The 24,226-nt window shown below is 61.3% G+C and carries 21 protein-coding genes and 1 pseudogene; 13 read left to right on the forward strand and 9 right to left on the reverse strand.

Annotated features, from left to right (window positions below; all coding sequences use genetic code 11):
- Positions 1 to 45: 45 nt before the first annotated feature.
- Genes I7X09_RS15240 through I7X09_RS15255 form a run of 4 tightly spaced genes read left to right on the forward strand, consistent with a single transcriptional unit; the run spans position 46 to position 4,872 of the window.
- Positions 46 to 885, forward strand: a complete 840-nt coding sequence (locus tag I7X09_RS15240; protein WP_200312903.1) for an alpha/beta fold hydrolase — start codon at positions 46 to 48, stop codon at positions 883 to 885.
- A gap of 56 nt (positions 886 to 941) precedes the next feature.
- Positions 942 to 2,708 carry a multicopper oxidase family protein gene (locus I7X09_RS15245; protein ID WP_200312904.1) on the forward strand — a complete coding sequence of 589 codons (1,767 nt, stop codon included), beginning with the start codon at positions 942 to 944 and terminating at the stop codon, positions 2,706 to 2,708.
- A 36-nt stretch (positions 2,709 to 2,744) separates the two neighbouring features.
- Entirely contained in the window at positions 2,745 to 3,959 is a 1,215-nt protein-coding gene (locus I7X09_RS15250) for a CaiB/BaiF CoA transferase family protein (protein ID WP_095969638.1), read from the forward strand.
- Position 3,960: 1 nt separating this feature from the next.
- A complete protein-coding gene (locus I7X09_RS15255; RefSeq protein WP_200312905.1) occupies positions 3,961 to 4,872 on the forward strand; it encodes a hydroxymethylglutaryl-CoA lyase in 912 nt (303 codons plus the stop codon).
- Positions 4,873 to 4,878: 6 nt separating this feature from the next.
- Here I7X09_RS15255 and I7X09_RS15260 read toward each other — a convergent pair whose 3' ends face one another.
- The 5 genes from I7X09_RS15260 to I7X09_RS15280 form a co-directional block, all read right to left on the reverse strand.
- Positions 4,879 to 5,184: a hypothetical protein gene (locus tag I7X09_RS15260; RefSeq protein ID WP_124566734.1), complete on the reverse strand. Its 306-nt coding sequence runs from the start codon at positions 5,182 to 5,184 to the stop codon at positions 4,879 to 4,881.
- Positions 5,185 to 5,231: 47 nt separating this feature from the next.
- Positions 5,232 to 6,329: a hypothetical protein gene (locus tag I7X09_RS15265; protein WP_200312906.1), complete on the reverse strand. Its 1,098-nt coding sequence runs from the start codon at positions 6,327 to 6,329 to the stop codon at positions 5,232 to 5,234.
- Positions 6,326 to 7,198: a sensor histidine kinase gene (locus I7X09_RS15270; RefSeq protein WP_234036580.1), complete on the reverse strand. Its 873-nt coding sequence runs from the start codon at positions 7,196 to 7,198 to the stop codon at positions 6,326 to 6,328. Before I7X09_RS15270 ends, I7X09_RS15265 begins: the two co-directional genes overlap by 4 nt.
- A gap of 325 nt (positions 7,199 to 7,523) precedes the next feature.
- Positions 7,524 to 7,907 (reverse strand): helix-turn-helix transcriptional regulator, encoded by a 384-nt coding sequence (locus I7X09_RS29760; protein ID WP_378377215.1) that lies wholly within the window; start codon positions 7,905 to 7,907, stop codon positions 7,524 to 7,526.
- A gap of 50 nt (positions 7,908 to 7,957) precedes the next feature.
- A complete protein-coding gene (locus I7X09_RS15280) occupies positions 7,958 to 8,662 on the reverse strand; it encodes a response regulator transcription factor (protein WP_166811873.1) in 705 nt (234 codons plus the stop codon).
- Between the two features lie 193 nt (positions 8,663 to 8,855).
- Between I7X09_RS15280 and I7X09_RS15285 the strand changes: the two genes are divergently transcribed.
- From I7X09_RS15285 to I7X09_RS15295, 3 genes and pseudogenes are all read left to right on the forward strand, one after another.
- The gene (locus I7X09_RS15285) at positions 8,856 to 9,380 is read left to right on the forward strand and encodes a TetR/AcrR family transcriptional regulator (RefSeq protein WP_020968240.1); all 525 of its coding nucleotides are present in this window, start codon (positions 8,856 to 8,858) and stop codon (positions 9,378 to 9,380) included.
- On the forward strand, positions 9,377 to 10,861 hold the full coding sequence (locus tag I7X09_RS15290; protein ID WP_200312907.1) for a flavin-containing monooxygenase: 1,485 nt from the start codon (positions 9,377 to 9,379) through the stop codon (positions 10,859 to 10,861). Before I7X09_RS15285 ends, I7X09_RS15290 begins: the two co-directional genes overlap by 4 nt.
- Positions 10,858 to 12,411: pseudogene (locus tag I7X09_RS15295) on the forward strand (GMC oxidoreductase); the annotation flags it as partial. The gene I7X09_RS15290 and the pseudogene I7X09_RS15295, both read left to right, overlap by 4 nt.
- Here I7X09_RS15295 and I7X09_RS15300 read toward each other — a convergent pair.
- From I7X09_RS15300 to I7X09_RS15315, 4 genes are all read right to left on the reverse strand, one after another.
- Positions 12,374 to 12,679: a hypothetical protein gene (locus I7X09_RS15300; protein WP_200312908.1), complete on the reverse strand. Its 306-nt coding sequence runs from the start codon at positions 12,677 to 12,679 to the stop codon at positions 12,374 to 12,376. The pseudogene I7X09_RS15295 and the gene I7X09_RS15300 overlap by 38 nt on opposite strands.
- An 8-nt stretch (positions 12,680 to 12,687) precedes the next feature.
- A complete protein-coding gene (locus I7X09_RS15305; RefSeq protein WP_166811859.1) occupies positions 12,688 to 14,217 on the reverse strand; it encodes a sugar ABC transporter ATP-binding protein in 1,530 nt (509 codons plus the stop codon).
- 16 nt (positions 14,218 to 14,233) lie between these two features.
- Positions 14,234 to 15,532 carry a sugar ABC transporter substrate-binding protein gene (locus I7X09_RS15310; protein WP_166811857.1) on the reverse strand — a complete coding sequence of 433 codons (1,299 nt, stop codon included), beginning with the start codon at positions 15,530 to 15,532 and terminating at the stop codon, positions 14,234 to 14,236.
- Between the two features lie 74 nt (positions 15,533 to 15,606).
- Positions 15,607 to 16,524 (reverse strand): alpha/beta hydrolase, encoded by a 918-nt coding sequence (locus I7X09_RS15315; RefSeq protein ID WP_166811855.1) that lies wholly within the window; start codon positions 16,522 to 16,524, stop codon positions 15,607 to 15,609.
- Between the two features lie 279 nt (positions 16,525 to 16,803).
- Here I7X09_RS15315 and I7X09_RS15320 point away from each other — a divergent pair, with 279 nt between their 5' ends.
- The 6 genes from I7X09_RS15320 (at position 16,804) to I7X09_RS15345 (ending at position 24,220) form a co-directional block, all read left to right on the forward strand.
- Positions 16,804 to 18,774 (forward strand): alpha-ketoacid dehydrogenase subunit alpha/beta, encoded by a 1,971-nt coding sequence (locus I7X09_RS15320; RefSeq protein WP_200312909.1) that lies wholly within the window; start codon positions 16,804 to 16,806, stop codon positions 18,772 to 18,774.
- Positions 18,768 to 20,390, forward strand: a complete 1,623-nt coding sequence (locus I7X09_RS15325; protein WP_200312910.1) for an AMP-binding protein — start codon at positions 18,768 to 18,770, stop codon at positions 20,388 to 20,390. The genes I7X09_RS15320 and I7X09_RS15325 overlap by 7 nt, the downstream gene beginning before the upstream one ends.
- Positions 20,359 to 21,114: a helix-turn-helix domain-containing protein gene (locus I7X09_RS15330; protein ID WP_200312911.1), complete on the forward strand. Its 756-nt coding sequence runs from the start codon at positions 20,359 to 20,361 to the stop codon at positions 21,112 to 21,114. The genes I7X09_RS15325 and I7X09_RS15330 overlap by 32 nt, the downstream gene beginning before the upstream one ends.
- Positions 21,115 to 21,226: 112 nt before the next feature.
- The gene (locus tag I7X09_RS15335) at positions 21,227 to 21,781 is read left to right on the forward strand and encodes a Fur family transcriptional regulator (RefSeq protein ID WP_095969646.1); all 555 of its coding nucleotides are present in this window, start codon (positions 21,227 to 21,229) and stop codon (positions 21,779 to 21,781) included.
- Between the two features lie 31 nt (positions 21,782 to 21,812).
- Positions 21,813 to 23,264 (forward strand): catalase, encoded by a 1,452-nt coding sequence (locus tag I7X09_RS15340; RefSeq protein ID WP_003943483.1) that lies wholly within the window; start codon positions 21,813 to 21,815, stop codon positions 23,262 to 23,264.
- A 269-nt stretch (positions 23,265 to 23,533) separates the two neighbouring features.
- Positions 23,534 to 24,220, forward strand: coding sequence for an HAD family hydrolase (locus tag I7X09_RS15345; protein ID WP_124566735.1), 687 nt, complete (start codon positions 23,534 to 23,536; stop codon positions 24,218 to 24,220).
- Positions 24,221 to 24,226: the final 6 nt, after the last annotated feature.

The raw sequence follows: 24,226 nt of genomic DNA on the forward strand, positions 1-24,226 counted from the left end.
GCGCTACTCTTAATTACTTTACAGTGTAAAGATTTGGGAGTGGGCATGGTTGAGGCAAGACTTCACGACGGGACAACTATCGAGGTGGAGGTTCTCGGACATGGCCCAGCCGTGCTGATGCCCGTGAACCCGATCCCGGCTACCGGCGACAAGGCGGAAGAACTGAGTGCCTGGGGCGTCGACCCGGCGCTCGGTCGAACATTCGTGGAAGCATTGGCGTCGAATTTCACCGTGGTTGCCTTCGATTACGAAGGGCACCGGATGGCGTCGCCTGCTCCGGACACGCTCACTCCCGACAAGATCGCGTCAGATCTTCTGGCCGTGGCGAATGCTGCTGGCATCGATCACTTCGCCTACTACGGATACTCCTGGCTGGCTGTGTGTGGGTTGCAGTTGGCGCTGCGCACCCATCGTCTGACCGCACTGGTCATGGGCGGTTTCCCGCCGGTGGATGGGCCGTACAAGGCAATGCTCCAGGTCACCGAAGCGACACATCGCATGGCGAGCGAACCGCCCCAGTCCTCATTGCAGTCCACGGCATCGCCGGACGAGTTCGATTGGAACTCCATCGACATTGCATTGACCGAAGCGCAGACCCGGCAGTTCGTGACGCTGTACCGCGCACTTGGTGAATTCGACGATCGAACGATTCAAGAGCGCATCCTTTGTCCGCGAATGTGTTTCGTCGGATCGCAAGACGTCATCGAGTACGGTGACCGATGGGGTGGGGTACGGGTCGCGCCGGCCGATCTCGACCTCGACGCCGCTCGGTCGGCAGGGTGGGATATCGAGGTACTCGACGGTCTGGATCACACGCAGGCAATGCAACCGGCTCATGTTCTACCCATCCTCAAACCTTGGTTGGAGAAGGTGGTCGGTGTTTGACCGTGCGAGCACGCGGGTAACCCGCTCCGGATGCCGTCAGCGTGAGGGGGCCGTGAGTGGACGAGTCACACAAGATCCGTCGCCGATCGTTTGTTCAAGGGCTGGGCCTGCTGGCTGGACTGAGCGCATTGTCCGCTGGATCTGCGACGGCTCGACCTCCTGATGTCGATCCACTGCGCCCGTTCCAACTTCCATCTCCCCGTCTGGAACCGTTCCGGGAGTCCCTTCCTGTCCTGCCGAGCATTTCGGGTGGCAATCTGGAAATTCGTGCGGCCTCGTCGATGCACCGTTTCCATCCGGACCTACCGCCGTCGCCGTCGCTGGGCTACGGCGGAATGGATTATCTGGGCCCCACCATCGAGGCTCACGTCGATCAGCTCGTGACAGTCCGATATGCCAACGACATTGCTGCGTATCCGCTTGCCGCGGATGTGGATCCGGGTTTACACGGCGTCAGCGACCTCGACCGTACACAGGTCCCCACTTCGCTTCACCTGCACGGAGGTGTAACCGCACCGCAGTTCGACGGGCATCCGGAGCTGATCCAGCGTCCGGGCGAAGGCTTGGTCCACGAATACACGAATGGTCGTGCCGCCGGCAATCTCTGGTACCACGATCATGCCATGGGGATGACGCGCCTCAACGTCTACGCCGGGTTGGTCGGGATGTATCTTCTCCGCGACGATGCTGACACAGGCACCGCCGGGAACTCATTCGGCCTGCCGTCCGGTGAGTTCGAACTCCCGATGATTCTGCAGGACAAGGTATTCACCTCCGACGGCCAACAGAGTGTCCGTTCCACGTGGCTCACTCCGCAGGGGTCCTGGGACCCTGCGACTCCCGGTGACGTGGGTGTGGTGAACGGCGTCGTATGGCCGAAGTTGGAAGTCGCTCGCGGACTGTACCGCTTGCGCCTGCTCAATGCAGCAACCTATTCGGTGTGGAATCTACACTTCGCAAATCGCATGCGGTTCTGGGTGATCGGGTCCGAAGGCGGGTTGCTGGCCGCTCCTGCGCCGACGGATCACGTTCGGTTGAGTCCGGGTGAGCGCGCTGATTTGCTTGTCGACTTCAGTATGCTCGAGCCGGGCACGACGGTGGAATTGCGCAACGACGAACCGGTACCCCTTGCGGTGGCTCAACGCGGCACCCAGGTGATGCCGGTGTTCTGTCGGTTCGACGTTGGCAGCGCAGCGGGGTTCACCGGATCGATCCCACAGCAGCTGAATTCCGTTGCCGCCGAACCAGCGTCCCCGGATGTGGTGCGAAATCTCACGATCATGCAGCTGTCGCGTTCCTCGGATTACCCGTCGATCACTATGTCGCTCAACAATTTGAGGTTCACCGATTCGGATATCGAACTGCCGCGTCAGGGAACCGTCGAGCAATGGAACCTGATCAATATCACCACGGAACCGCATCCGATTCATCTGCATCTGGTGGCGTTCCGCGTTGTGGGACGCCAGAACATCGACACGGCAGCGCTGATGCAGCGGTATCCGGTGCCCGACTTGGGGGTCCGATGGACGCCGTCGGCAGAGGAATTCGTGACTTCGTCGCTGCGACCTCACGAAGTGTGGGAAACGGGGGAGAAGGACACGGTCATCGTGGATGCCAACTCGATCACCCGCGTGATCGTGCGCTTTCCGACTGCCGATGAGTTGGGCTTCGATCCGGATGCAACTTTCGCGAGAGGATCCATGGCAGATCACTCGGCCCACGGAGAAGCCGGCATGGGAGACCTGCAGGGGTACGTCTGGCACTGCCACATGCTCGATCACGAAGACCATGACATGATGTTGCGATACCGGGTGGTGACGTAGCCTTCAAAGGGAGAAAAGTTCCCAGAGGAGGCAGCTGTGTCGGAAGGTGCGCCCACCGGGCCCCTGGACGGATATCGGGTGATTGAACTCGGAACCTTGATCGCCGGGCCCTTCGCCGGGAAACTGCTCGGCGACATGGGTGCCGACGTGATCAAGATCGAATCACCGGACCGCCCCGATCCTCTTCGCACCTGGGGTCAGGCAGAGCAGGACGGTCATCGATTCTTCTGGACGGTTCACGCCCGCAACAAGCGCTGTGTGACGTTGGACCTTCGGGTCGACGCGGGCCGCGACCTGTTTCTGAATCTGATCGAACATGCCGACGTGGTGGTCGAGAACTTCCGGCCGGGCACCCTCGAGAAGTGGGGTCTGGGATTCGACGTTCTCAGCGCGCACAACCCGAAGTTGGTGTTGGCCAGGGTATCCGGCTACGGACAGAGTGGCCCGCAAGCGAAGAGCGCCGGATACGCCTCGGTTGCCGAAGCGGTCAGCGGATTTCGGCATCTGAACGGTTATCCAGGGCAGGCACCTCCGCGTATTGCCCTTTCACTCGGAGATTCTCTCGGCGGGATGTTCGCCGTTCAGGGAGTGCTGGCGGCGTTGCTCTCGCGAGAGCGGACCGGCCGTGGCCAGGTGGTGGACGTTGCCCTCACGGAATCCTGTCTGGCAGTGCAGGAATCCACGATCCCGGATTACGATCGGGGCGGGATCATCCGGCAGCCCTCGGGAACGAGGTTGGAGGGTATCGCGCCGTCCAACATCTACCAGACCTCGGAAGGAAACTGGGTGGTGATCGCGGCCAATCAGGACACGCTGTTCGTGCGTCTGTGCACCATCATGGGTCGACCGGAACTAGCGCATGACGACCGATTCTCCAATCATGTTGCGCGTGGCAAGCATCAGGACGAGCTCGACGAATTGATCAGCGCCTGGGTCGCGCTCCAAGATCCCACCAGCCTGGTGGAACGCCTCACCGAAGTGGGAGTTGTTGCCGGGCCGATCAATACGGTTGAAGATGTGGTCAAGGATCCGCAGCTGATCGAACGGGGGATGCTCGTCGACCATTACGACGAACGGATCGGCGAAAACGTCCTCGGCCTGGGCGTCGTGCCTACCTTCAGTGAGACACCCGGGTCCGTGCGCAACGCGGGAGCATCGTCGCCGGGGCACGACAACGCTTCCGTCTGGGGCGGGATCCTCGGACTCTCGGACGACGAGCAGGCAGAATTGAAGAAGAAGGGCGTGATCTGACGTGTCGGTACCTGAAGCAGGTGTTCCCGCGGTCAGCATTCGCGAGGTCGGGCCTCGGGACGGGTTACAGATCGAAAAGCCAGTATCGCTGGCGGACAAACTTCGACTCGTAGAAGCTCTGGCTGCGACGGGTGTTTCGCGCATCGAGGCGACGTCATTCGTGTCGCCGCGAGCTGTGCCGGCATTAGCCGACGCGGAGTCGTTGGCCGCAGAGCTGCACCGGTGGCCGGGTATCGAGTTCTCGGCATTGGTCGCCGGAATCGGCGGAGCAAAGCGGGCCGTCGCCGCAGGAATGAAAACCGTCGAATATGTTGTGTCAGCGTCGAACGGCCACAGCGAGGCCAACACTCGGTCGACGACGGAGCAAGCGACCGAACGTATCGGAGAGGTCGTCCGGATCGTTCACGACGCCGGCGGGCGGGTAGAGGTCATCGTCGCTACAGCCTGGGACTGTCCGTTCGACGGTCCAACCGATCCGGATCGCGTTCTACGGATTGCGGAGCAGGCCAAAGAGTTCGGCGCTGATCAGTTCTCGATCGCAGATACCATCGGTACTGCAACGCCCGGACGTGTCGGACGATTGATCGACGCTGTCGGCGAAAGAGTGGGTGACTTCGGCTTGGGTGTGCACTTCCACAACACGCGTGGCGCTGGCATTGCCTGCGCGTTGGCGGCTGTGCAGCACGGTGTTCGAAATCTGGACGCATCCACCGGTGGTCTCGGCGGCTGCCCGTTCGCTCCCGGTGCGAGCGGTAACCTCGCGACCGAGGAGTTGGTCTACATGCTCGAAGACATGGGCATCACGACGGGCATCGACCTGGATGCGAGCATTCAGGCCGCCGCTGTCGCGGAAGAGATTGTGGGCCATGCTGTTCCCAGTAATCTTCTCCGCGCGGGCGATCGGAAGCGATAGGGAGCTTCACTCGTTTCGGTTGGGTGATGCGAGTTGAAGTTTGACCAGCTGTTCGTGTGCTGCCGGGGGCCAACCGGTGCGCTGCTTCTCCAGATACCAGGCGCCGGCGGCGAATACGATGGCGAGGACGATCCAGATCGCGACGCTTCCGATCTGCGAGCCCAGGTCGCTCGATGAGGACACTTCGCCCGTGCTGTAGTCGTATTCCGTTGTCGTGGTGATTCCCTCGACTGCGAAGGTCCACAGAATCGGAACGGCGCACAGTGCGGCGAGAGCGCGAGCGACATGCGCTGGACGCAGTTCGAAGATCATTCTTTTCTCCTGGTGATCGACCCGGTGAATCTCACTCGCCTCGAAAACTATTCGGGATCGACGGCGCTGTCTGTAGTCGGATCGACGGACATGGACGGGGTGCCGAGTTCCCCCCGATCTCCCTGCCGTACCAGCTGCACTCCATTGTGATCGAACTCGATTCGTCGAACGTCTTCAGCGTCGACCAGCATCGTGGCCATAGCGGTACGCCGTGGTGGAAGGATCCGAATGGTCACTTTCCCTCGCGTGATCGCGGTGAGTTCCCGGACGATGCTCGAGTGGATCCTGTCGCGAACGGCGGGGTTCGCGCCATCCATTCCGTGGTCGTCGAGCAGGACCACCTCGATGCCACGGTTTCGAGCGGCATGCACAGCATCGATGACATCTGTCTGTTGTAAGACAGGCGCTCTCAGCGAATCTCGGAGTTGCGCCTCGAGGAGTTCGCATTCTTGCCGTTCCGCCGTTGTCAGCGGAATCCCGGAAGCAACCCGTTCGAGAAGCGGGCGTGCAAGGAGATCGAGCCTGTCGAGTTGCGCGTCGCGTTCCTCGAGAACCGCAGCGCTAGCGGACGCGGAGGCAATTCGTTGGGTGGACTGCTCCCGAAGTTCGTAGATAACCCTGGCTTGAGGACGGATGGTGTACGCGAAGAAGGTCGACATCAGAACGGGGCCCGCGTTGATGACCGTCAACGACACTCCGTACATGGCTCCCTGGCCGGTAGTGGACGACCAGATGGCGGTCACCAACACCATGAGCCCAAGCCCGAGCCACGCGAGTGCCGTACGCCCACGAACGCACATGAAGGTGAAAACGGCCGTCGACATCCCGAACATCCACAATTGAGTCATGTCGTTGACGGGCACTGGAACCACTGACAACACCAGGCCACTCGTGACGGCGCCGGTCAGGGACACCAGAAGGCTCTGGCCCAGCGGCATCGGGTCGCCTCTGCTCAGAACGAGTGTGAATGCCGCAGTTGAGCACACGACAATTGCCAAAACCATCGGCCAGACTGCGCGGACGTCGGAGGAGGTGTACGCGACCGAGATCACGCAGGTGAGAGCGAAGCATGCAGCCATGAATCGAGCAGCACGGCTGTGCATGCCGAGAAGATCGCGGACATCTCGTCCGTCCGGTCTGGTCACGCCATCACCGCTGCGGGCAAGCTCAACGTCAGAGTCACCGAAGTACCGCGACCGGGTGACGATCGAATGGTTGCCGATCCACCGTCGAGTTGACGCATTCTGCCGCGGATACTGACAGTGATTCCGAGGCGATGCGTCTCGACGGAGCTCGGATCGAAGCCGACGCCGTCGTCCTCGACGACTACCTCGAGGCGGGTTGTGGTTGCCGTGACCGTGACCGAACGCCGTGCACTGCTTCCGGCGTGCTTGACGCTGTTGCGCAGCGCCTCGGCCATCGCACCGGCTATCGCACGAATCGAGTCGGGTGCGTATCCGCTCGGATCGGACCCGCTCGAGATGGCGGTCTCGAACGCGACGCTTTCATCTACTTCCGAAGCAGCTGAACGCAACTGAGCGAGGATTCCGTCGAAGTCGAGAATCGTCTCGTGATCGGTTCCGGAGCGGAGTTCGTCAAGCCTTTCGACAGTCCGTCGCGCCTGAGCGATGACCGAGGGATCGGCATCGTTTCTCGAAGCAGCGAGCAGAGTGGACATCACGGTGTCATGGATCAGTGCGTCGAATCTCTCGCGTTCGACGGACTTGGCCTCGGCCGCGGCGGCACCGGCGGCAGCGGCATGAGTGGTGGCGATGGTCGCGTCCAGTACTCGGCCGGTGCGCAAGGCCATGACGGCTGCTGCGACGAAAACCGCGCAAAATGTCCAGGCGAAGGCGAGGTCGGGAACAAGCAGGTGCGTCGTAGGACTCGTCCGGATTATGTGATTGGTCAACTGTGCGAGCGTTGCCGCCAGGAAAAGGTGCACGACGGCAGCGGCCGGTCGCCAAGCCGCAGCTGCCGCAAGGCTGGCGACACCGGGAAATTGGAAATGCACAACGTGAAATCCGTGACGTGCTCACCATTCCAGGCCGGCCACCACAGGAGGATGACCACGACGTAGAGAATCGCGTTTGCACTCGCGGCTCGTTTCACCCACCGGGTGTCTGCGTGAAACGTCGAAGCTCCCAATAGCAGTCCACTACCGAAAGTTGCGACCGCTGCCAGCGGGGTCCACCATGACGCGGACATCGCAGTGGCTTCGGCAATGGCAGGGGCAAGCAATAGCAGATAGCAGATATAGCCTGCACCGATGAAGCGGCCGAAGAGCCTCAGAATTTCGTCAGAAGCTGTGGCTGTTTTGTCGAAGGCAACTCTGTCGATCAGAGTTCGTCGATCGTCACTATCCGATCTTGTATCGCTCGCACGAGTAGTTCGCATTTCGTCGGTGCTTTCCTTCCAACGTCGGCATACTTCTCGCGAATCCGAGACAGGTGAGTCCCCACCGTTCCCACGCTTATGTAGAGGTTTTGAGCGACGCGTGACTTCGAGTCACTCAGTAGCCATTCCCTGAGGACCTCGACTTCGCGATCCGACAAACTTGGTCCGACGGGATCCTGTGCCATGCAGTTTTCCACAGTGACGGTCATGAGTTTCGTCCTTCTTTCGTCCAGCGGAATGACAGACTCCCCGACAGTGCCGTCTTCGTACCAGGTGAATGTAAGTCGAAGTTGGTCATTTCCCCAGACATCAATTCCTCTGCCCATATTTCCAGGGGCAGCCTTTTGGCAAAACCATTCGTTACCGAACTTTTTCTTTACTGAAGGTCATTATTAGTCAGGGTCAGATTTCTACCGAAATCCCTCCGTTCCGGAATCGGTAACACCCCGTCCTCGACTGCTCGCTTGTACAAATCGGTTTTGGTTGGCGCCGGCCGTCCGGCGGCAGCATATTTTTGCCTGATGCGCTGTAGGTAGTCGTTGACCGTTTGTGGTGCCAAACCGGTGAGCCGTGCAACGCGATCCGCTTTCTCTCCGGATGCGTAGAGTTCGAGGACCTCTAGCTGTCGAGGGCTCAGACCTACTTCATCTAGACCTGGATCCCCGTCGATGGCGGCGGCCCACTCCGTCGTCACCACTTGCCCTCCCGAAGCGGCGGCACGTATCGCATCAACCACGACGGCCGTCGGTTCGGACTTGCGCACAACTCCGAGTACACCGGCACGCGCGGCCGAGCGAACAAGGAAAGGGTTTTCTGCCCCGGTGAAGATCAGAGTCTCGAGGCCGGCGGTCCGAAGTTGCTCGACGTTGCTCTTGGGTGATGACCCGTCAGCTAATCGGAGGTCGAGAATTGCCAGATCCAGGGTGACGTTCTGCGCCAGAAGTTCGGACACGGTGGTCCCGATGCACACCAACTCGAGATCTGGCTCGTCCTTCAGCATCACAGACAGGCCGATAGCCACCGACTCGTGGTCCTCCACCAGTCCTATGCGGCGATGCTGAGATGCAGTTTGCTCTGACATAACGACCGATCCCCTCCTCTCGATGCGAAGACGCTATCAGGGAAGCTGACTGGTTGGTCCGGATAGTGTTATCGGCTGGCTAAGTTTTGAAGTCAGCCTGGACTGTTTTACGTTTCGGCTCTACAGTGTTCTTGTGACCGAGACCACTTCTGATGCGAAAGTGAGCCGTACGCAGGCCGAACGAACTGCCGCGATGCGTGGGCGTCTGCTCGACGCCGCCGTCGAATCGTTGGTCGAGCTTGGCTACGCACGGACCAGTACGCAAGAGATCGCCCGCCGCGCAGGCGTCTCGCGGGGTACGCAACTGCATCATTTTCCGACCAAGGAATCGCTGGTCGTCGCGGCCGTCGAGTATCTGGTCGACAAGCGACTTGAAGAAATCCTCACCGCTGAAGTGGATCGCGGCCGAGGTCTCGAGGTCCTGGCGGACGCGTTCTCCGGGCCGCTGTTCTACGCTGCGCTCGAATTGTGGGTCGCGGCGCGAACCGATCCTGTTCTGCACGCGGCGACGGTGCCCCTCGAACGCAAGGTCAGTGAGGCACTCGAGTTCGGTAGCGCCGAGTTGTTCGGCGATCGATTCGATTCCGAGTCGGTCGAGCTCACCATCGAACTCGTCCGCGGTCTTGCAGTCTCAGCCCTTTTCCGTACACCCGAAGCCGACGATGCGCTCAGAGCGCGACTGTTGCCGGCCTGGCAATCCCGAGTGGAGAAGAAGTGAAGCTTCCCGAACATGTCGAAACGCTGATCGTCGGTGCCGGATTCGCTGGTATGGGCTTGGCAGCCAGAATGCTTCGCGACAATCACGCGGCGGACGTCGTGTTGATCGAGCGCGGAGCTGACATCGGCGGCACTTGGCGCGACAACACCTACCCAGGGTGTGCCTGTGACGTGCCGACGGCGCTGTACTCGTATTCTTTTGCGCCGAGCGCCGATTGGAGTCACACCTTTGCTCGTCAGCCCGAGATCTACGACTATCTGAAGAAGGTGGCGGCAGACACCGGCATCGTGGATCGCGTAGTCCTGAACTGCGAACTCGAAGCTGCTGTGTGGGACGAGGATGCGGCGCTGTGGCGTGTTCGGACATCCCGAGGGGCATTGACGGCCAAGACGCTGGTCGCTGCGACCGGGGCGTTGTCGACTCCAAAGATTCCCGACTTTCCCGGTCTCGACCAGTTCTCCGGTACCACTTTCCATTCGGCGACGTGGAATCACGAACACGACCTGCGCGGTGAGCGCGTAGCAGTGATCGGAACGGGAGCGTCGGCGGTTCAGTTCGTTCCCGAAATTGCCGACCCGGCGGACCATGTCACCGTGTTCCAGAGAACTCCGGCCTGGGTGATTCCGCGAATGGATCGCACCCTGCCTGCTGCGCAGAAAGCCGTGTACTCGCGGATTCCCTTTACTCAGAAGGTTGTTCGCGGAGCGGTTTACGGCTTCCGTGAGCTACTCGGTGCCGCGATGTCGCATGCGACGTGGGTGCTGCCTGCCTTCGAGGCGGCCGCGCGCCTCCATCTGCGAAGGCAGGTGAAAGATCCGGAACTGCGCCGGAAACTGACCCCCGATTTCACGATCGGTTGCAAGCGCATGCTTCTGTCCAACGACTGGTTGCGCACCCTTGACCGCACGGACGTGAGTCTGGAAGACAGCGGGCTCGTCTCGGTCACAGAAAACGGAGTGGTCGACGGTCGCGGAGTCGAGCACAAGGTCGACACCATCATCTTCGCCACGGGATTCACTCCCACGGAACCGCCTGTCGCGCATCTGATCACCGGAAAACGTGGCGAGACGCTGGCTGCGCATTGGAACGGGAGTCCCAATGCGTACAAGGGCACCGCGGTCAGCGGGTTTCCGAATCTGTTCCTCATGTACGGTCCGAACACCAACCTCGGACACAGTTCGATCGTGTACATGCTCGAGTCCCAGGCCGAGTACGTCAACGACGCCTTGAACACCATGAAGCGAGAGCGGATCGATGCACTCGACGTGAACGAGACGGTACAGGTGCACTACAACAAGGGAATTCAGCACGAGTTGCAGCACACGGTGTGGAACAAGGGCGGATGCTCGAGTTGGTACATCGATCCGGAGGGGCGCAACTCGGTGCAGTGGCCGACGTTCACGTTCAAATTCCGTTCGCTGCTGGAGCATTTCGATCGCGAGAACTACTCCGCTCGCAAGATCGAAAGCGTCGAGGCATGACCACGACGCACTACGACGTGGTGGTGATCGGATCGGGATTCGGTGGCAGTGTCGCAGCTCTTCGCCTGACGGAGAAGGGTTACCGTGTCGGGGTGCTCGAAGCCGGCCGCCGGTTTGCCGACGACGAGTTGCCTGAAACCAGTTGGCGACTGCGAAAGTACCTGTGGGCGCCGTGGATTGGGTGCTACGGCGTGCAGCGCATCCATCTGCTTCCGGATGTACTGGTGATGGCGGGATCCGGAGTTGGCGGAGGATCGTTGAACTACGCCAACACGTTGTATCAGCCACCCAAGCGGTTCTTCGAAGACCGTCAATGGGCGCACATCACCGACTGGCACGATGAACTGGCGCCGTACTACGACCAGGCCAAGCGGATGTTGGGTGTTCGTACCAATCCGTCCTTCACTCCCGCCGACGCGGTGATGAAGGACGTCGCCGAAGAGATGGGCGTGGGGGAGACCTTCACGTCTACCCCCGTCGGTGTTTTCTTCGGGGAGGCAGGAGTTTCCGTGCCGGATCCGTTCTTCGGTGGCAAAGGGCCCGAACGCACCGGCTGCACCGAATGTGGGGGGTGCATGACCGGGTGCCGAGTCGGGGCGAAGAACACGCTGGTCAAGAACTACCTCCATCTCGCCGAGCAAGCGGGCGCCAGGGTTCATCCGCTCACGACCGTCACCGACCTTCGGCCGAGCGCAGATGGCGGTTACCACCTGCTCGCCCGAAGAACGGACGGCGTCCGCCGGCGAGAAATCAGGTTCACCGCAGATCAGGTGGTGGTTGCCGCCGGAACGTACGGAACGGCGAGACTGCTGCTCGGTATGAAGGAATCCGGCGCCCTGCCCGGCCTGTCGGACACGCTGGGCACCGTCGTACGTACCAATTCCGAAGCCGTGCTGGCCGCAACGTCGAAGTCACGTCGACGGGATTTCACGCAGGGCGTTGCGATCACCTCCTCCTTTCACCCGGACGATCACACGCATATCGAACCGGTGCGATACGGCAAGGGCAGCAATGCGATAGGTCTTCTGCAGACCGTCCTGAGTGACGGGGGTGGGCGAACTCCCCGGGTGCTGAAGACTCTGGCAGTCGCGGCCCGGCACCCGGGTGCGTTCTTCCGATCCTTGTCGGTGCGGAACTGGTCCGAGCGAACCGTCATCGCGCTGGTGATGCAGACCGACGACAACTCCCTCGAACTTTCCAAGAACACCAAACGATTCGGACGTTCCCTCACCAGTAGGCCGGGGCCGGGGGATCCACCTCCCCCGTGGATTCCGCAGGGGCATACAGCTATTCGCAAGGTCGCCGAGAAGATCGACGGCGATCCGGGTGGTTCCATCGCCGAGATCGTGAACATCCCGATGACGGCGCACTTTCTCGGTGGCTGCGCGATCGGGGACAGTGCGTCGAGTGGTGTCGTCGATCCGTATCTCCGTGCCTACGGACATGCGGGCCTGCACGTCATGGACGGTTCGGTGGTGAGCGCGAACCTCGGAGTGAATCCTTCCCTGACCATCACCGCGCAAGCGGAACGAGCGTGCGCGATGTGGCCCCTGACAGATCGATACCGCCGATGAGGATGACAAATGTGCCGGCGAGTGCGAGCACGGTCAGGAAAGCCATCTGGTTGAGAATGTTCTGCGCGGACGTGGCAGTGATGAAACTTTCCGTGCGCCACTGGAAATAGATGATCAGGACCAGCACTGCAACCGTCGGAACAACTATGTTGCGGTGCTGATCGAGTCGACTCAGCAGACCGCGCGCGCCTGACGGCGCTGCGGCATCGCTGGCCGGCGATTGCTTCGAGAGTGTCTGGGTCACTGCATTCCTCACATCATGTGCTTGATCACGTCGACTTCGGCGGGCTTGTGCTCTGCAGGGGCCGCCAACTCTGCGCTGATGACCCCGTCCTTCATGACCACGATTCGGTCGGACATTCCGATCACTTCTTCGAGGGACTCGGCGCACAGCAGCACACCGACCCCCGACGCAGCCATCGATCGGACCAAACCGTAGATCTCCTCGCGAGTTCCGACGTCGATTCCTCGCGTCGGATCGCTGAGTACCAGCACTTTGCATTCGCGACCTTGCCACCGAGCGAAGATCGCCTTCTGTTGGTTCCCGCCACTGAGTTCCCCGATAGGCGTCGACAACGACGGAGCCTTGACCTGCAGCGCGCGGGCCAACTCCGTCGTCCGTTCCCGTTCGGTCCGCAGACGCAGTAGCCGCGTCCACGGGTGGCGGATGAGATCGAGGAAGCCGATCGAGATGTTGTTTCTGATCGATGCGCTGCGGAAGAGGGAGTCCAGGGCGCGCTCCGGTGGGACGTACAGGACGCCGGCGGCCACGGCGGCGGGAACCGACCAGTGCTCGTGCACGGTACCGCCGACGTGAATCGAACCCGTCGACAACGACTCGGCACCCGCGACAGTTGCGGCCACCGACGCTTTCCCCGAACCGATGACCCCAGCTAATCCCACTACCTCGCCCGGTCGGACGACCAGATCGACCGACTCGAACTCGCCTGTACTGCCTGCATTTCGGAGTTCGATCAGCGGGTTCGTCGACAGCGCTCCGGCCTGTTCGCCTTCTCGGTAGTAGTCGGCGCTGCGCTCGCTACCCACCATCAACTCGTGCAGTCGCTCCGCCGTGACGCCGTCGGCAGAGAGGGTTTCGATGGACCGCCCGTCGCGAAGTACGAGTAGCCGCGTGCTGATCCGCAAGACGTCTTGCAGGATGTGGGACACGAAGATGAACGACACCCGATCGCGCCACCCTTCGATCAATGCGAAGAGAATTTCCACCTCGGTCTCGGTCAACGCGCTGGTTGGCTCGTCGAGAAGGATCACCGGAGCTTCGGTGGCGTCGGTGATCCGCGAAAAGGCGCGTGCGATCTCGACCAGTTGCCTTTGTGGGTATGTCAATTCGGCGACGACGGCGTCGGCGCGCAACCCTTCGATGCCGAGGGTGTCGAGAAGGGACTGGGCGGCGTCGCGCATTCTCCGACGCCGGCCGGGGCCCCAACCACCTATCTCGCCCTCACGTCCGAGGTAGATGTTCTCGTACACCCGCAGTGCATCGACCAATGACTGCTCCTGGACCACCACGGAGATTCCGAGTTCGCGGAGAGTGCGAGAGTCGCCGAGTTCCACGTGAGTCCCGTTGACGTCGAGGCTGCCGGCGTCGGGACGTACCGTTCCCGTCAAAACGCCGATCAGCGTTGACTTTCCGGCGCCGTTCTCACCGATCAAGCCGAGAACGTCACCTCTGCTGACGTCGAGTGAGACGTCCTGGAGGGCGTGAACGGGCCCGTAACTCTTGCAGACCCCACGCAAGCTGATGGTTGCTGTGTCGCTCACCTTCGTATCACTCATTTCAAGCCACGAGTTGATCTTTGTACTGCAGCAACGGGCCCGATCGGAACGCGGCTGCGTAATCGGTCCGTACTCCGGTGATGTCTGCAGAGTTCCAGGCGCTGTTCAGCGTGTACTGGTCCTGCGATACGCCGGCGTAGTACTCCCGCGGATCGATCGGGTTGAGTACGGTCTGCGGGTCCCAGTCGTCAGGATGCAGAGCCTTGCTCATCTTTGCCCAGTCGAACGGAAGTGTAGGCGCGTACACAGTTTTCAGTACGTCGTCGGCGATCTCCGGAGTCACCAGGAGTGCTCCCTGTGAAAGGAAGCGCTCCGGCAGGGACAGGTCGACACCGTTGAGTTGATCGAAGATGGTGACACCGAGAATTCCTGCCGTGAGTCCGCCGACCGTCGCACTGGTCAGGTATTGCTTTCCCTGCGCGATGTATTCGACGTTCTGCTTGTTGCCGTCGAATCCGACAACGATCTTGCCCGTGATCTTCGCAGCATCCAGTGCCGCGATGACTCCTGCGGCTTGACTGTCGTTCTGCGCGAACACCCCGACGAAGTCCGGCACCGAAGGCAGGATGTTCGTGAACGCCTTTCTTGCGTCCTCCGAAGTCCAGTTGCCCGGCGAAGCGGTGACGATCTTGATTCCCGGGTAGTCCTTGGCCGCGGCGTTCAAACCAGCGGTCCGTTGATCATCGGAAGACGAACCCTTCTGTCCCGGAACATGAATGATGGTTCCGCTGCCACCGACTTTCTCGAACAGAGCCTTGGCGGTTGCGACGGCGATCTTGGTCGACGGCGGCGTGATGAAACGAACCCACTTGTCCGCGTCGGCAGGCGTGTACCAGGCGGGTGCCGTGTACGAGCTGGCATACAGGATCCCCGCTGCCTGGCAGGCCTTCGTGACAGCGGCCGCTTGAGCTTCCGTGGCGGGAGTGCCGAAGATCGACTTGCCGCCCGAAGCGCGGACGTTGCCTACCTGCCCCAGTGCGGTGTTGACGTTGCCCTGGTCCTCCACCGAGGACATGCTGACGCCCAACGCGTCCATTGCCTGTTTGCCGCCGTCCGAGAAGGCGACGAAGTAGTCGTTGGAGAGTGTTGTCACCTGGCAGAGGGTTTTTTCCTGGACTTTTCCCGCACCGGCGCCACCGCCGGCAGCGGTACTGGTGGAACTGCCGCCTGCTCCGCAGGCCACTGCGCCGAGAGTGATGCCTGCTGCGCCCATTGCGGCGAAGAAGGAACGTCGGGTCAGTGGATGAGAGAACGTCGCGTTTCGCGCGACGTCCACGATCTTCGATTCGATCGAAGGCATGATCACATCCTTGGTCTCGCAAGAGGGGGTTCTCGAGAGGTCTTCTCGAGGTGTGGAGGAAACGGGAGATTTCGCTACTTCGACAGCAGATGCGTTGTGAACCAACGGGAAGCGTGTTCGGCAGCCACTGCGAGCTTGGACTGGTCGCTGTAGAGCGTCATGTGCGACGTGTGCGGCAGGACGACAAGTTCTTTCTTCGGAGTCGGGATGTTGTTGAAACTCTCGATTTCCAAGTCCCACAACGTGAGGTCGTCACCTTCGGCGACGATCATCATCGACGGTGTGTCGAGGATCCTGGGCACGAAATAGTTGACGTCGTAGTCGAGCAGGAGATCGACGGATTCCATAGTCGAACTGTTCTGGTAGAGAGGAGCTTCGGTGGCTTGAAGAGCTGCGAAGGTCGTCTTCGTCTCGGGGAACGGCCAGGAAGACAGTTCTTCCTCGGGATTCTCGCTGGCGTGAGCGATGTGCAGTCGCTGATCCGGATCGTCGAAGCGGAGTCGGCGATCTTCGAGGATCGCGTCCCACAGCTTTCGATAACCCATGGTCCCGTGGATCCGACGCATGTTGCGGAACCCGTCGATCACCGGAATCTGAGACACGATGGCCTTCACCCGAGGATCGGTCGCGGCGAGAATCATCACGTGGCCGCCGGAGTAGGAGATGCCCCAGGCTCCGAGACGGTCGTTGTCGATGCCGGGAGTGCGCTCGAGAAAGCTGAGCGCGTTCTGATAATCACGAATCTGTTGCTTCGGGTCCAGGTGTTGACGGGGTTCACCGTCCGACACGCCCAGGTTGCGGTAGTCGAAGACCAGCGCAGCCATACCGGCCGTCACGAAGGCCTCGGCGTAATAGGGCATGACCAACTCACGGACGTAGCACCAACCGCCTGCCAGTACGACGGCCGGTACGTCTTCGTCGGTGTCGGGTCGGTACAGCCAACCGCGGACGGTGACTCCGTCGCTGGAGAATTCGACATCTTCACGGCGCATTGCGCGACTCCTCATGTAACGAGTGAAAGCTGAACGGAAGTAGGTGCGAAAGAAAACGGACGGTCTTGTCGCCGTGCGTATTACGGCATCGACGCGGTTCGCTCGTGTCAACTGCCCCGAGCGGATCGTCGCGGATCCGAAGTACCCCGTAATCGTGAGTCACCTCACAGCCTTTGTCAAGTGTCACTGGACAGCAAGGAAAATCCGTCGGTATAGTCCTGCTCACCCACTGCGCATGTATTCGTAACGAGCGCAGCATTATTGGAGGTGTTCCGGCTCGTGAACGGCGAAGAAGTCCTGTGTGCCTACGAAAAGATGTTGTTGATCCGTGTGATGGAGGAGCGCATCTCGGCGCTCTACAAGGGCGACATCATTCCCGGATTCGTTCACACCTCGATAGGTCAAGAGGCATGCGCGGTGGGGGCTCTCACTCATGCGCGGGTCAGTGACGTCATCACCTCGACGCACCGCGGGCACGGTCATGTTCTGGCCAAAGGTCTCGAGCCCGACCGGATGATGGCGGAGTTGATGGGAAAGGTCACCGGGGCCAACAACGGCCGGGGCGGTTCGATGCACGTCGCCGATCCCCGCCTGGGAATCTTCGGTGCGAACGGCATCGTGGGCGCAGGGTTGCCGATCGCCCTCGGTGCGGCTTTCGCTGCCAAGGATCGCGGTGAGGGTGATCTGGTCGTGGCGTTCTTCGGTGACGGGGCGATCGCGACCGGCGCGTTCCACGAGGCGATGAACATGGCCGCGCTGTGGAAACTGCCGATCATCTTCCTTTGCGAGAACAATGGGTTCTCGGAGTTCTCCTCGACGGCGGATCAGCATCCGGTCCCGATCTCTGCGCGCGCAGCGGGATACGGAATGGAATCGATCACGCTGGCAGGCAACGACGTCGAGGCAGTCGCCGACGGTATTCGGCCGGTGTACGCGCAGGTGCGAGGCGGCAGTGGTCCGGTGTTCGTCGAGGTCACGACCCTGCGGGTGCACGGGCACTACGAGGGCGATCCGCAGGTGTACCGCGACAAGGACGAGATGGCCCGAGGCATTCTCGCGGCCGATCCACTGACGGTGACGCGGGGCCGACTTCGGGAGCGAGGCATCGGGGACGATGTCCTCGATCTGGTGGACAAGCGGGTGAGGGCGGTGGTCGACGAGGCGGAGCGTTTCGCGCGGGCGTCGCCGCAACCGGAGGCGTCGAGCGTGATGGAGTACATCTATTCACCGCGACGTGTCTATCCGCCGGGCCACCTCGACGTGAGTATCGACGCGGGTGGTGCAGCGGTGTCGCAGTCCAAGATCATCAAAGCCGCGCTCGACGACTCCCTGGGGGCGGATCCGGATGTGTTTCTTGCCGGTATCGATGTTGCCGGCGGGAATGTTTTCGGTCTGACCAGGGGATTGGCCGCGAAGTATCCGGGGCGGGTGTTCGATACTCCGATCTCGGAATCGGCGATCATGGGCCTTGCCGTCGGCTCCGCGATGGCAGGCCGAAGACCTGTCGTGGAACTGATGTACCTCGATTTTCTCGGGGTGTGTCTGGATCAACTGATGAATCAGGCGGCGAAGTTGCGGTTCATGACGGGCGGCGCAGCCAGTCTGCCGTTGGTGGTGCGGACGCAGTTCGGTTCCGGCAGATCGTCGGGTGGCCAGCATTCGCAGAGTCTCGAAGCGCTGTTGGCGCACATCCCTGGACTGACTGTGCTCATGCCCAGTTCGGGCGCCGATGCGTACGGCCTGCTGCGGGCAGCGATCGAGGACGACAACCCCGTGATGTTCATCGAACATCGACTGCTGTACGAGAAGAAAAATTTGTTGCCGAGCAAGGATTTTCGGGTTCCGATCGGAAAGGCGGCGGTGACGAGGCCAGGGTCGGACGTCACCATTGTCTCGTGGTCGAGGATGGCGATGCACGCTTTGATTGCGGCGCAGTCGTTGGCAGACGAAGGGATCGATGCGGAGGTCATCGATCTACGAACGATTGCTCCACTCGATCGGGAGACCATTCTCGAATCCTTCGGTCGGACCAACCGGATGGTCATTGCTCAGGAAGCGGTGGTGGACTTCGGCGTCGGAGCCGAGATCGCAGCGTTGGCAGTAGATTCCGGATTCTACTCGCTGGACGCCCCGGTGGTACGGGTGGGAGCACGGTACGCACCCGCACCCTATGCGCCGGTGCTCGAACGTGAGTGGGAAGTCGGGCCTGACGACATCGTTGCAGCTGTTCGGCGGGTGATGTCATGCTGAGCGCTACCCGTCCGCGGGCGATGACCGGCGGAGGTCCGGTGCTGCCTGAGATGCTTCTCGATGCTCTGCATCGAGATCCCGAGGCACTGGCCCTTGTCGATGGCAGTGCGCGGTGGACGTACCGGGCATTGGTGGACGCTTCGACGAGATTTGCAGGCGCGCTGCATAAATCAGGGTTCGAGCCTGGAGAAGTGGTACTCGTTCAGCTGCCGAACTGGTGGGAATCCGTGGTTGCGGCCTGGGGTACATGGCTTGCCGGCGGCATTCTCCTTCCGGTAGTCCCGATCTACCGCGCACACGAGTTGTCCTTCATCATCGAGCAAGCTGAGCCGACGGTGATCGTCGCCCCGCAGGAATACCGCGGATATCGTCACGTCGAGCAATTCGGGACCGTACTCCGTGATCTGGGCCGAGAGATTCTTCTCGTGGAAGCTCGCGGCGAAGGTGGGTTGCGGCGCACCACGTTCGACGACTTTCTGGACTTCGGGACGGCGTCGAACAGGCCCGACCGCCACGCGGATCCCGACGATGTCGCCCTCGTTCTCTACACGTCCGGAACCACTTCGGCTCCGAAAGGCGTTCTGCACACTCACCGGACCCTGATGGCCGAGAGTTCGAGCATGATTGCGCACTGCGGCGTGGATTCGCACGATCGAATCTTCATGCCTTCGCCGTTGCCCCACATCACCGGGATTTCGTATGCGGTCGTCCTGCCGGCAGCGGCAGCCTGCTCGACGGTTCTGATGCAACGGTGGAATCCTGACGAGGCGGTTGCGTTGATCGAGCGCGAACAATGCACGTTCACCGTGAGCGCGACACCGTTTCTCCGTGGTCTTGCCGACGCGTACGAGAGTGGCGAATATCGACGATCCCAGCTGACCCGATTCGTGTGTGGTGGGGCCGGGATTCCGCCCGAGTTGGTGCGCCGGGCCCATCGCGTGATGGGGACAGCGGTTGTACGTACCTACGGATCGACGGAACTTCCGACTCTCGTCATGGGTGATCCTTTCGGTGACATCGATTTGCAGGCCGAGGACGAAGGGGCTGTGATCGGGGGAAACGAATTCCGGCTCGGCGAAGACGACGAGCTGTTGGTGCGGGGTCCGGAACTGTTCGTCGGCTACGTCGACAGCTCGATCAACGCGGAATCGTTCACCGACGACGGCTTTTTCCGAACCGGCGACGTAGCCGCCGTGGACGGACCCGGTCAGATCCGGATCACGTCGCGAATCAAAGACATCATCAATCGGGGCGGAGAGAAATTCAGTGCTGCCGACATCGAGTGGGCCCTCGAGGCTCATCCCAACGTCGGAGAGGTGGCAGTGGTCGGGTATCCGGACGAGGAACTGGGGGAGCGCGCGTGCGCCTTCGTCGTTCCGGAGGGTGAACCACCAAGCGTTCGAGACCTGCGGATCTTCTTGCTGTCCGAAGGATTCGCTGTTCAGAAGGCTCCGGAGAGAGTCGAGACTGTCGCGTCTCTTCCTCGGACGGAGAGTGGGAAGGTTCAGAAGTTTCTCCTGCGTCGAGCGTTAGGCTTGGGCTCCGCACAGGCGGTCCCCGAGACCTACGGAAGCGAGTTCGGACATGACGGCAACCGGCGCAAAGCCACCTCGTAGGGCGGCTGAGTCGACAGCGGCTGCATCGAAGAAATCGCAACCGCGCAAGACGACTCCCCCAAAGGCGACGGCACAGAAGAAGTCGGCACAGAAGAAGTCGGCACAGAAGTCGGCGCCGGCCAAGGTGGCGGCGCGCAAACAGAAGGCGGAGGACAACGGTTTGGGGACGTCGGTAGGCAAGACGGTTCGTGCCGAACGCACGCGACAGGGAATCCCGGTTCGCGAATTGGCGAGGCGGCTCGGCGTATCGCCGTCCTTCCTGTCGCAGTTCGAACTGGGGCAGAGTCAGGCCGCGGTGAACACGCTTTTTGCGATCGCGACCGAACTCAACCTGTCGCTGGACGTGCTGCTGGGCAACAGCGTCGATCCGGAACGTGAATCCGCATCCGAAACGAAGACTCACGAACCGCGGATCTCCGACTGCCTCACCTTTCGGTCGGGTGTTCGCTGGCAACGGTTGGCGAACACTCCCGCCAACCATCACGTCCAGTTCCTCCTCACGGAGTACGAGCCCGGCGCCGACTCCGCGCCGGGCGATGCACCGCAGACCCATTCGGGTGACGACTACGGGTACGTGCTCGAAGGGACTTTGACTATCGACATCGACGGAATGCGTCGGCTGCTCAAGTCGGGTGAAGCGATCCACCTGGTCGGGAACGTTCCCCACCGGTTGCGCAACGAGACAGACGAGACGGTCAAGGCGATCTGGTTCGTCCTGGGCTGAGTAACCGGGTGCGGTGCACTGGGTGTGATGCCACTGGGTGTGACGCCGATCTCGATTCAACTTAGGCAATCCTTTTCTTGACTAATTCCAGAAAAGCGGCATACTGGGAAACATGCGAGACGGAGAGCATGACTTCGACCCCCGAGCGCAACTGCGCGCCGTCGGGTTGAGGGTCACTGCTCCGCGCCTCGCCGTGCTGGATGCGGTTACAGCCCAACCGCATTCAGACGCCGATTCTGTTGCAGCACTCGTGCGGCAGCAGCTCGGATCGGTATCCACACAGGCCGTTTACGACGTGCTGAAGGCATGCGTGAACGCAGGATTGCTGCGACGCATCGAGCCGGCGGGTTCACCCGCCCGGTTCGAGACGAGAACTGGTGACAACCACCATCACCTCGTCTGTCGCGGCTGTGGCAAGGTCGTCGACGTCGATTGTGTTGTCGGCCAAGCTCCCTGCCTCGAACCTTCCGATAATCACGGCTTCGAAATCGACGAAGCCGAGGTCGTGTTCTGGGGCCGTTGCGAAGATTGCCTGAAGAAGTCTGCCGAATCCGACACCGCGTCGGACACGGTCTCGCAGAATCGAATTGATGCGTCCAGAACCTCCGAGCCAGCCCCTTCGCATGCAGCCCATGCGTTCGGCTCGGATGCAGCCCCGCTCCTCTGACGCCCAGCCCACAACGCTAGGAGGCTTCGCCATGACCAAGCCCACCACCAACAATTTCGGTATCGCGGTCGCAAGTGATGACGAATCGCTGACCGCGGGTATTCAGGGGCCGGTGCTCCTTCATGACCACTACCTGATCGAGAAGCTCGCGCAGTTCAACCGCGAGCGTGTCCCGGAGCGCATCGTCCACGCCAAGGGCGGCGGCGCTTTCGGTGAACTCGTCATCACACACGACGTCAGCAAGTACACGAAGGCCGCGTTCCTGCAGCCGGGTAAGAAGACCGAGTCGCTCGTCCGCTTCTCCACCGTCGCCGGTGAGCAGGGCAGCCCGGACACCTGGCGCGATCCGCGCGGTTTTGCGATGAAGTTCTACACCGAAGAGGGAAACTACGACCTCGTCGGCAACAACACCCCGGTGTTCTTCATCAAGGACGCGATCAAGTTCCCCGACTTCATTCGTTCGCAGAAGCGACTGCCGGGTTCCGGCCTTCGTGACCACGACATGCAGTGGGACTTCTGGACGCTGCGTCCCGAGACTGCTCACCAGGTGACCTGGCTGATGGGTGACCGCGGTATCCCGAAGACCTGGCGCAACATGGACGGTTTCGGATCGCACACCTACCAGTGGGTCAACGCTGCGGGTGAACGCTTCTGGGTGAAGTACCACTTCAAGACCGATCAGGGCATCGAATTCCTGACGCAAGCCGAGGCAGACAGCCTCGCCGGTAGCGATCCCGACTACCACCGTGCGGATCTGTACAACGCCATCGAGGCCGGCAATTTCCCGAGTTGGACCCTCAAGGTCCAGATCATGCCCGTCGACGAGGCCGAAGGCTACCGCTTCAACCCGTTCGACCTCACCAAGGTTTGGTCTCAGAAGGACTACCCGCTGATCGAGGTCGGCAAGTGGACGCTCAACCGCAACCCGGAGAACTTCTTCGCGCAGATCGAGCAGGCGTCGTTCGAGCCGTCGAACGTGGTGCCCGGCATCGGATTCAGCCCGGACAAGATGCTTCTCGGCCGCGTCTTCTCCTACGCCGACGCACATCGTTACCGTATCGGCACCAACTACGCCGACCTGCCGGTCAACGCCCCGAAGAACGAGGTGAACTCCTACTCCAAGGAGGGCGCCATGCGGTACAGCTTCAATTCCCCGTCGACGCCGGTGTACGCACCGAACTCGTACGGCGGACCGCATGCCGATCCGTCGGTTGCCGGTGACGAAGGACTGTGGGCGTTCGACGGCAAGGCAGTGCGCGCCGGATACATCGAGCACGCCGAAGACGGCGACTTCACGCAAGCCGGAACGCTGGTTCGTGAGGTTCTCGACGACGCTGCTCGTGAGCGCCTGGTGAGCAACATCGTCGGCCACGCTCTTGCGGGCGTCAGTGAAGAAGTTCTGCTGCGTGTCTTCGAATACTGGAAGAACGTCGACGCTGATTTGGGTAAGCGAGTCGAAGAGGGTGTACGCGCAGGTCAGTGACCCGCTGACATGAGCATCGCCTAGGTGTACCGAATGCGGACCGCTGCAAGGGAAATCACTTCCCCGCGGCGGTCCGTTTTCGTCTGCCCGACTACAGCAGTGCGAACCAGTAGACGAAGCATGCGAGAAGAAACACAACTACTGACTCCATGACGACACCCCTGTTCGACGTGCACTTCTGCTGTTCGCACTCTCCATGATCCGCTTCTCGAGCGGAGAATGCTCGGGGCACAAGTTTCGCGAACGGAAGTGTTGGGCAGTCAATTCCCATGGCAATAGGTGCAGTTCTCTTCGACATCGACGGAACGCTCGTCGATTCCAACTATCTGCATGTAGAAGCGTGGTCACGAGCCTTCTTCGAGGTAGGTCGCCCGGTTGACGCGTGGCGGGTGCACCGCAGCATCGGGATGGACGGCGACCAACTGTTGGAGACGCTGCTCGGGGAAGACATCGACGGGTGCGGGCCGCGGGCCAAAGAACTTCACACCACGTACTACCGGCAGTCGGCCGACCGTCTCCGAGTGCTGCCGGGAGCGCGCGAGTTGATCCGCCGAGTTCACTCGCTCGGACTGCACGTGGTGCTCGCTACCTCGGCGCCTGACGACGAACTGAAGTTGCTTCGCCAGACGCTCGACATCGACGAAATGATCTACGCCGCCACCTCTTCGGAATCCGTCGAGGAGGCAAAACCTGATCCGGACCTGATCGAGGTCGCGCTCGCGAAGGCAGGTGTCGACGCGGGCGAGGCGGTCATGGTCGGGGATGCCGTCTGGGACATGAAGGCGGCGACATGGGCGGGCGTTGTGGCTGTGGGAGTGCGCAGCGGCGGCATGTCGACCGACGAACTCGAAGGCGCGGGTGCGGCGGCCGTGTACGACGACGCCCGCGACCTTCTCGACCACCTCGACGGCAGTGTGATCTCCGAACTCGTTTCAGGCCAAGATACCGGGAGTTGATCAGTG

The sequence above is a fragment of the Rhodococcus sp. P-2 genome (assembly GCF_016598535.1).
Classification (GTDB): Bacteria; Actinomycetota; Actinomycetes; order Mycobacteriales; family Mycobacteriaceae; genus Rhodococcus_F; species Rhodococcus_F baikonurensis.

Coding starts and splice junctions, on each gene's coding strand:
- I7X09_RS15240 (WP_200312903.1), top strand. CDS start 46: ATGGTTGAGGCAAGACTTCACGACGGGACAACTATCGAGGTGGAGGTT.
- I7X09_RS15260 (WP_124566734.1), bottom strand. CDS start 5,184: ATGATCTTCGAACTGCGTCCAGCGCATGTCGCTCGCGCTCTCGCCGCA.
- I7X09_RS29760 (WP_378377215.1), bottom strand. CDS start 7,907: ATGGGCAGAGGAATTGATGTCTGGGGAAATGACCAACTTCGACTTACA.
- I7X09_RS15280 (WP_166811873.1), bottom strand. CDS start 8,662: ATGTCAGAGCAAACTGCATCTCAGCATCGCCGCATAGGACTGGTGGAG.
- I7X09_RS15285 (WP_020968240.1), top strand. CDS start 8,856: ATGCGTGGGCGTCTGCTCGACGCCGCCGTCGAATCGTTGGTCGAGCTT.
- I7X09_RS15310 (WP_166811857.1), bottom strand. CDS start 15,532: ATGCCTTCGATCGAATCGAAGATCGTGGACGTCGCGCGAAACGCGACG.
- I7X09_RS15315 (WP_166811855.1), bottom strand. CDS start 16,524: ATGCGCCGTGAAGATGTCGAATTCTCCAGCGACGGAGTCACCGTCCGC.
- I7X09_RS15325 (WP_200312910.1), top strand. CDS start 18,768: ATGCTGAGCGCTACCCGTCCGCGGGCGATGACCGGCGGAGGTCCGGTG.
- I7X09_RS15330 (WP_200312911.1), top strand. CDS start 20,359: ATGACGGCAACCGGCGCAAAGCCACCTCGTAGGGCGGCTGAGTCGACA.
- I7X09_RS15335 (WP_095969646.1), top strand. CDS start 21,227: ATGCGAGACGGAGAGCATGACTTCGACCCCCGAGCGCAACTGCGCGCC.
- I7X09_RS15340 (WP_003943483.1), top strand. CDS start 21,813: ATGACCAAGCCCACCACCAACAATTTCGGTATCGCGGTCGCAAGTGAT.
- I7X09_RS15345 (WP_124566735.1), top strand. CDS start 23,534: ATGGCAATAGGTGCAGTTCTCTTCGACATCGACGGAACGCTCGTCGAT.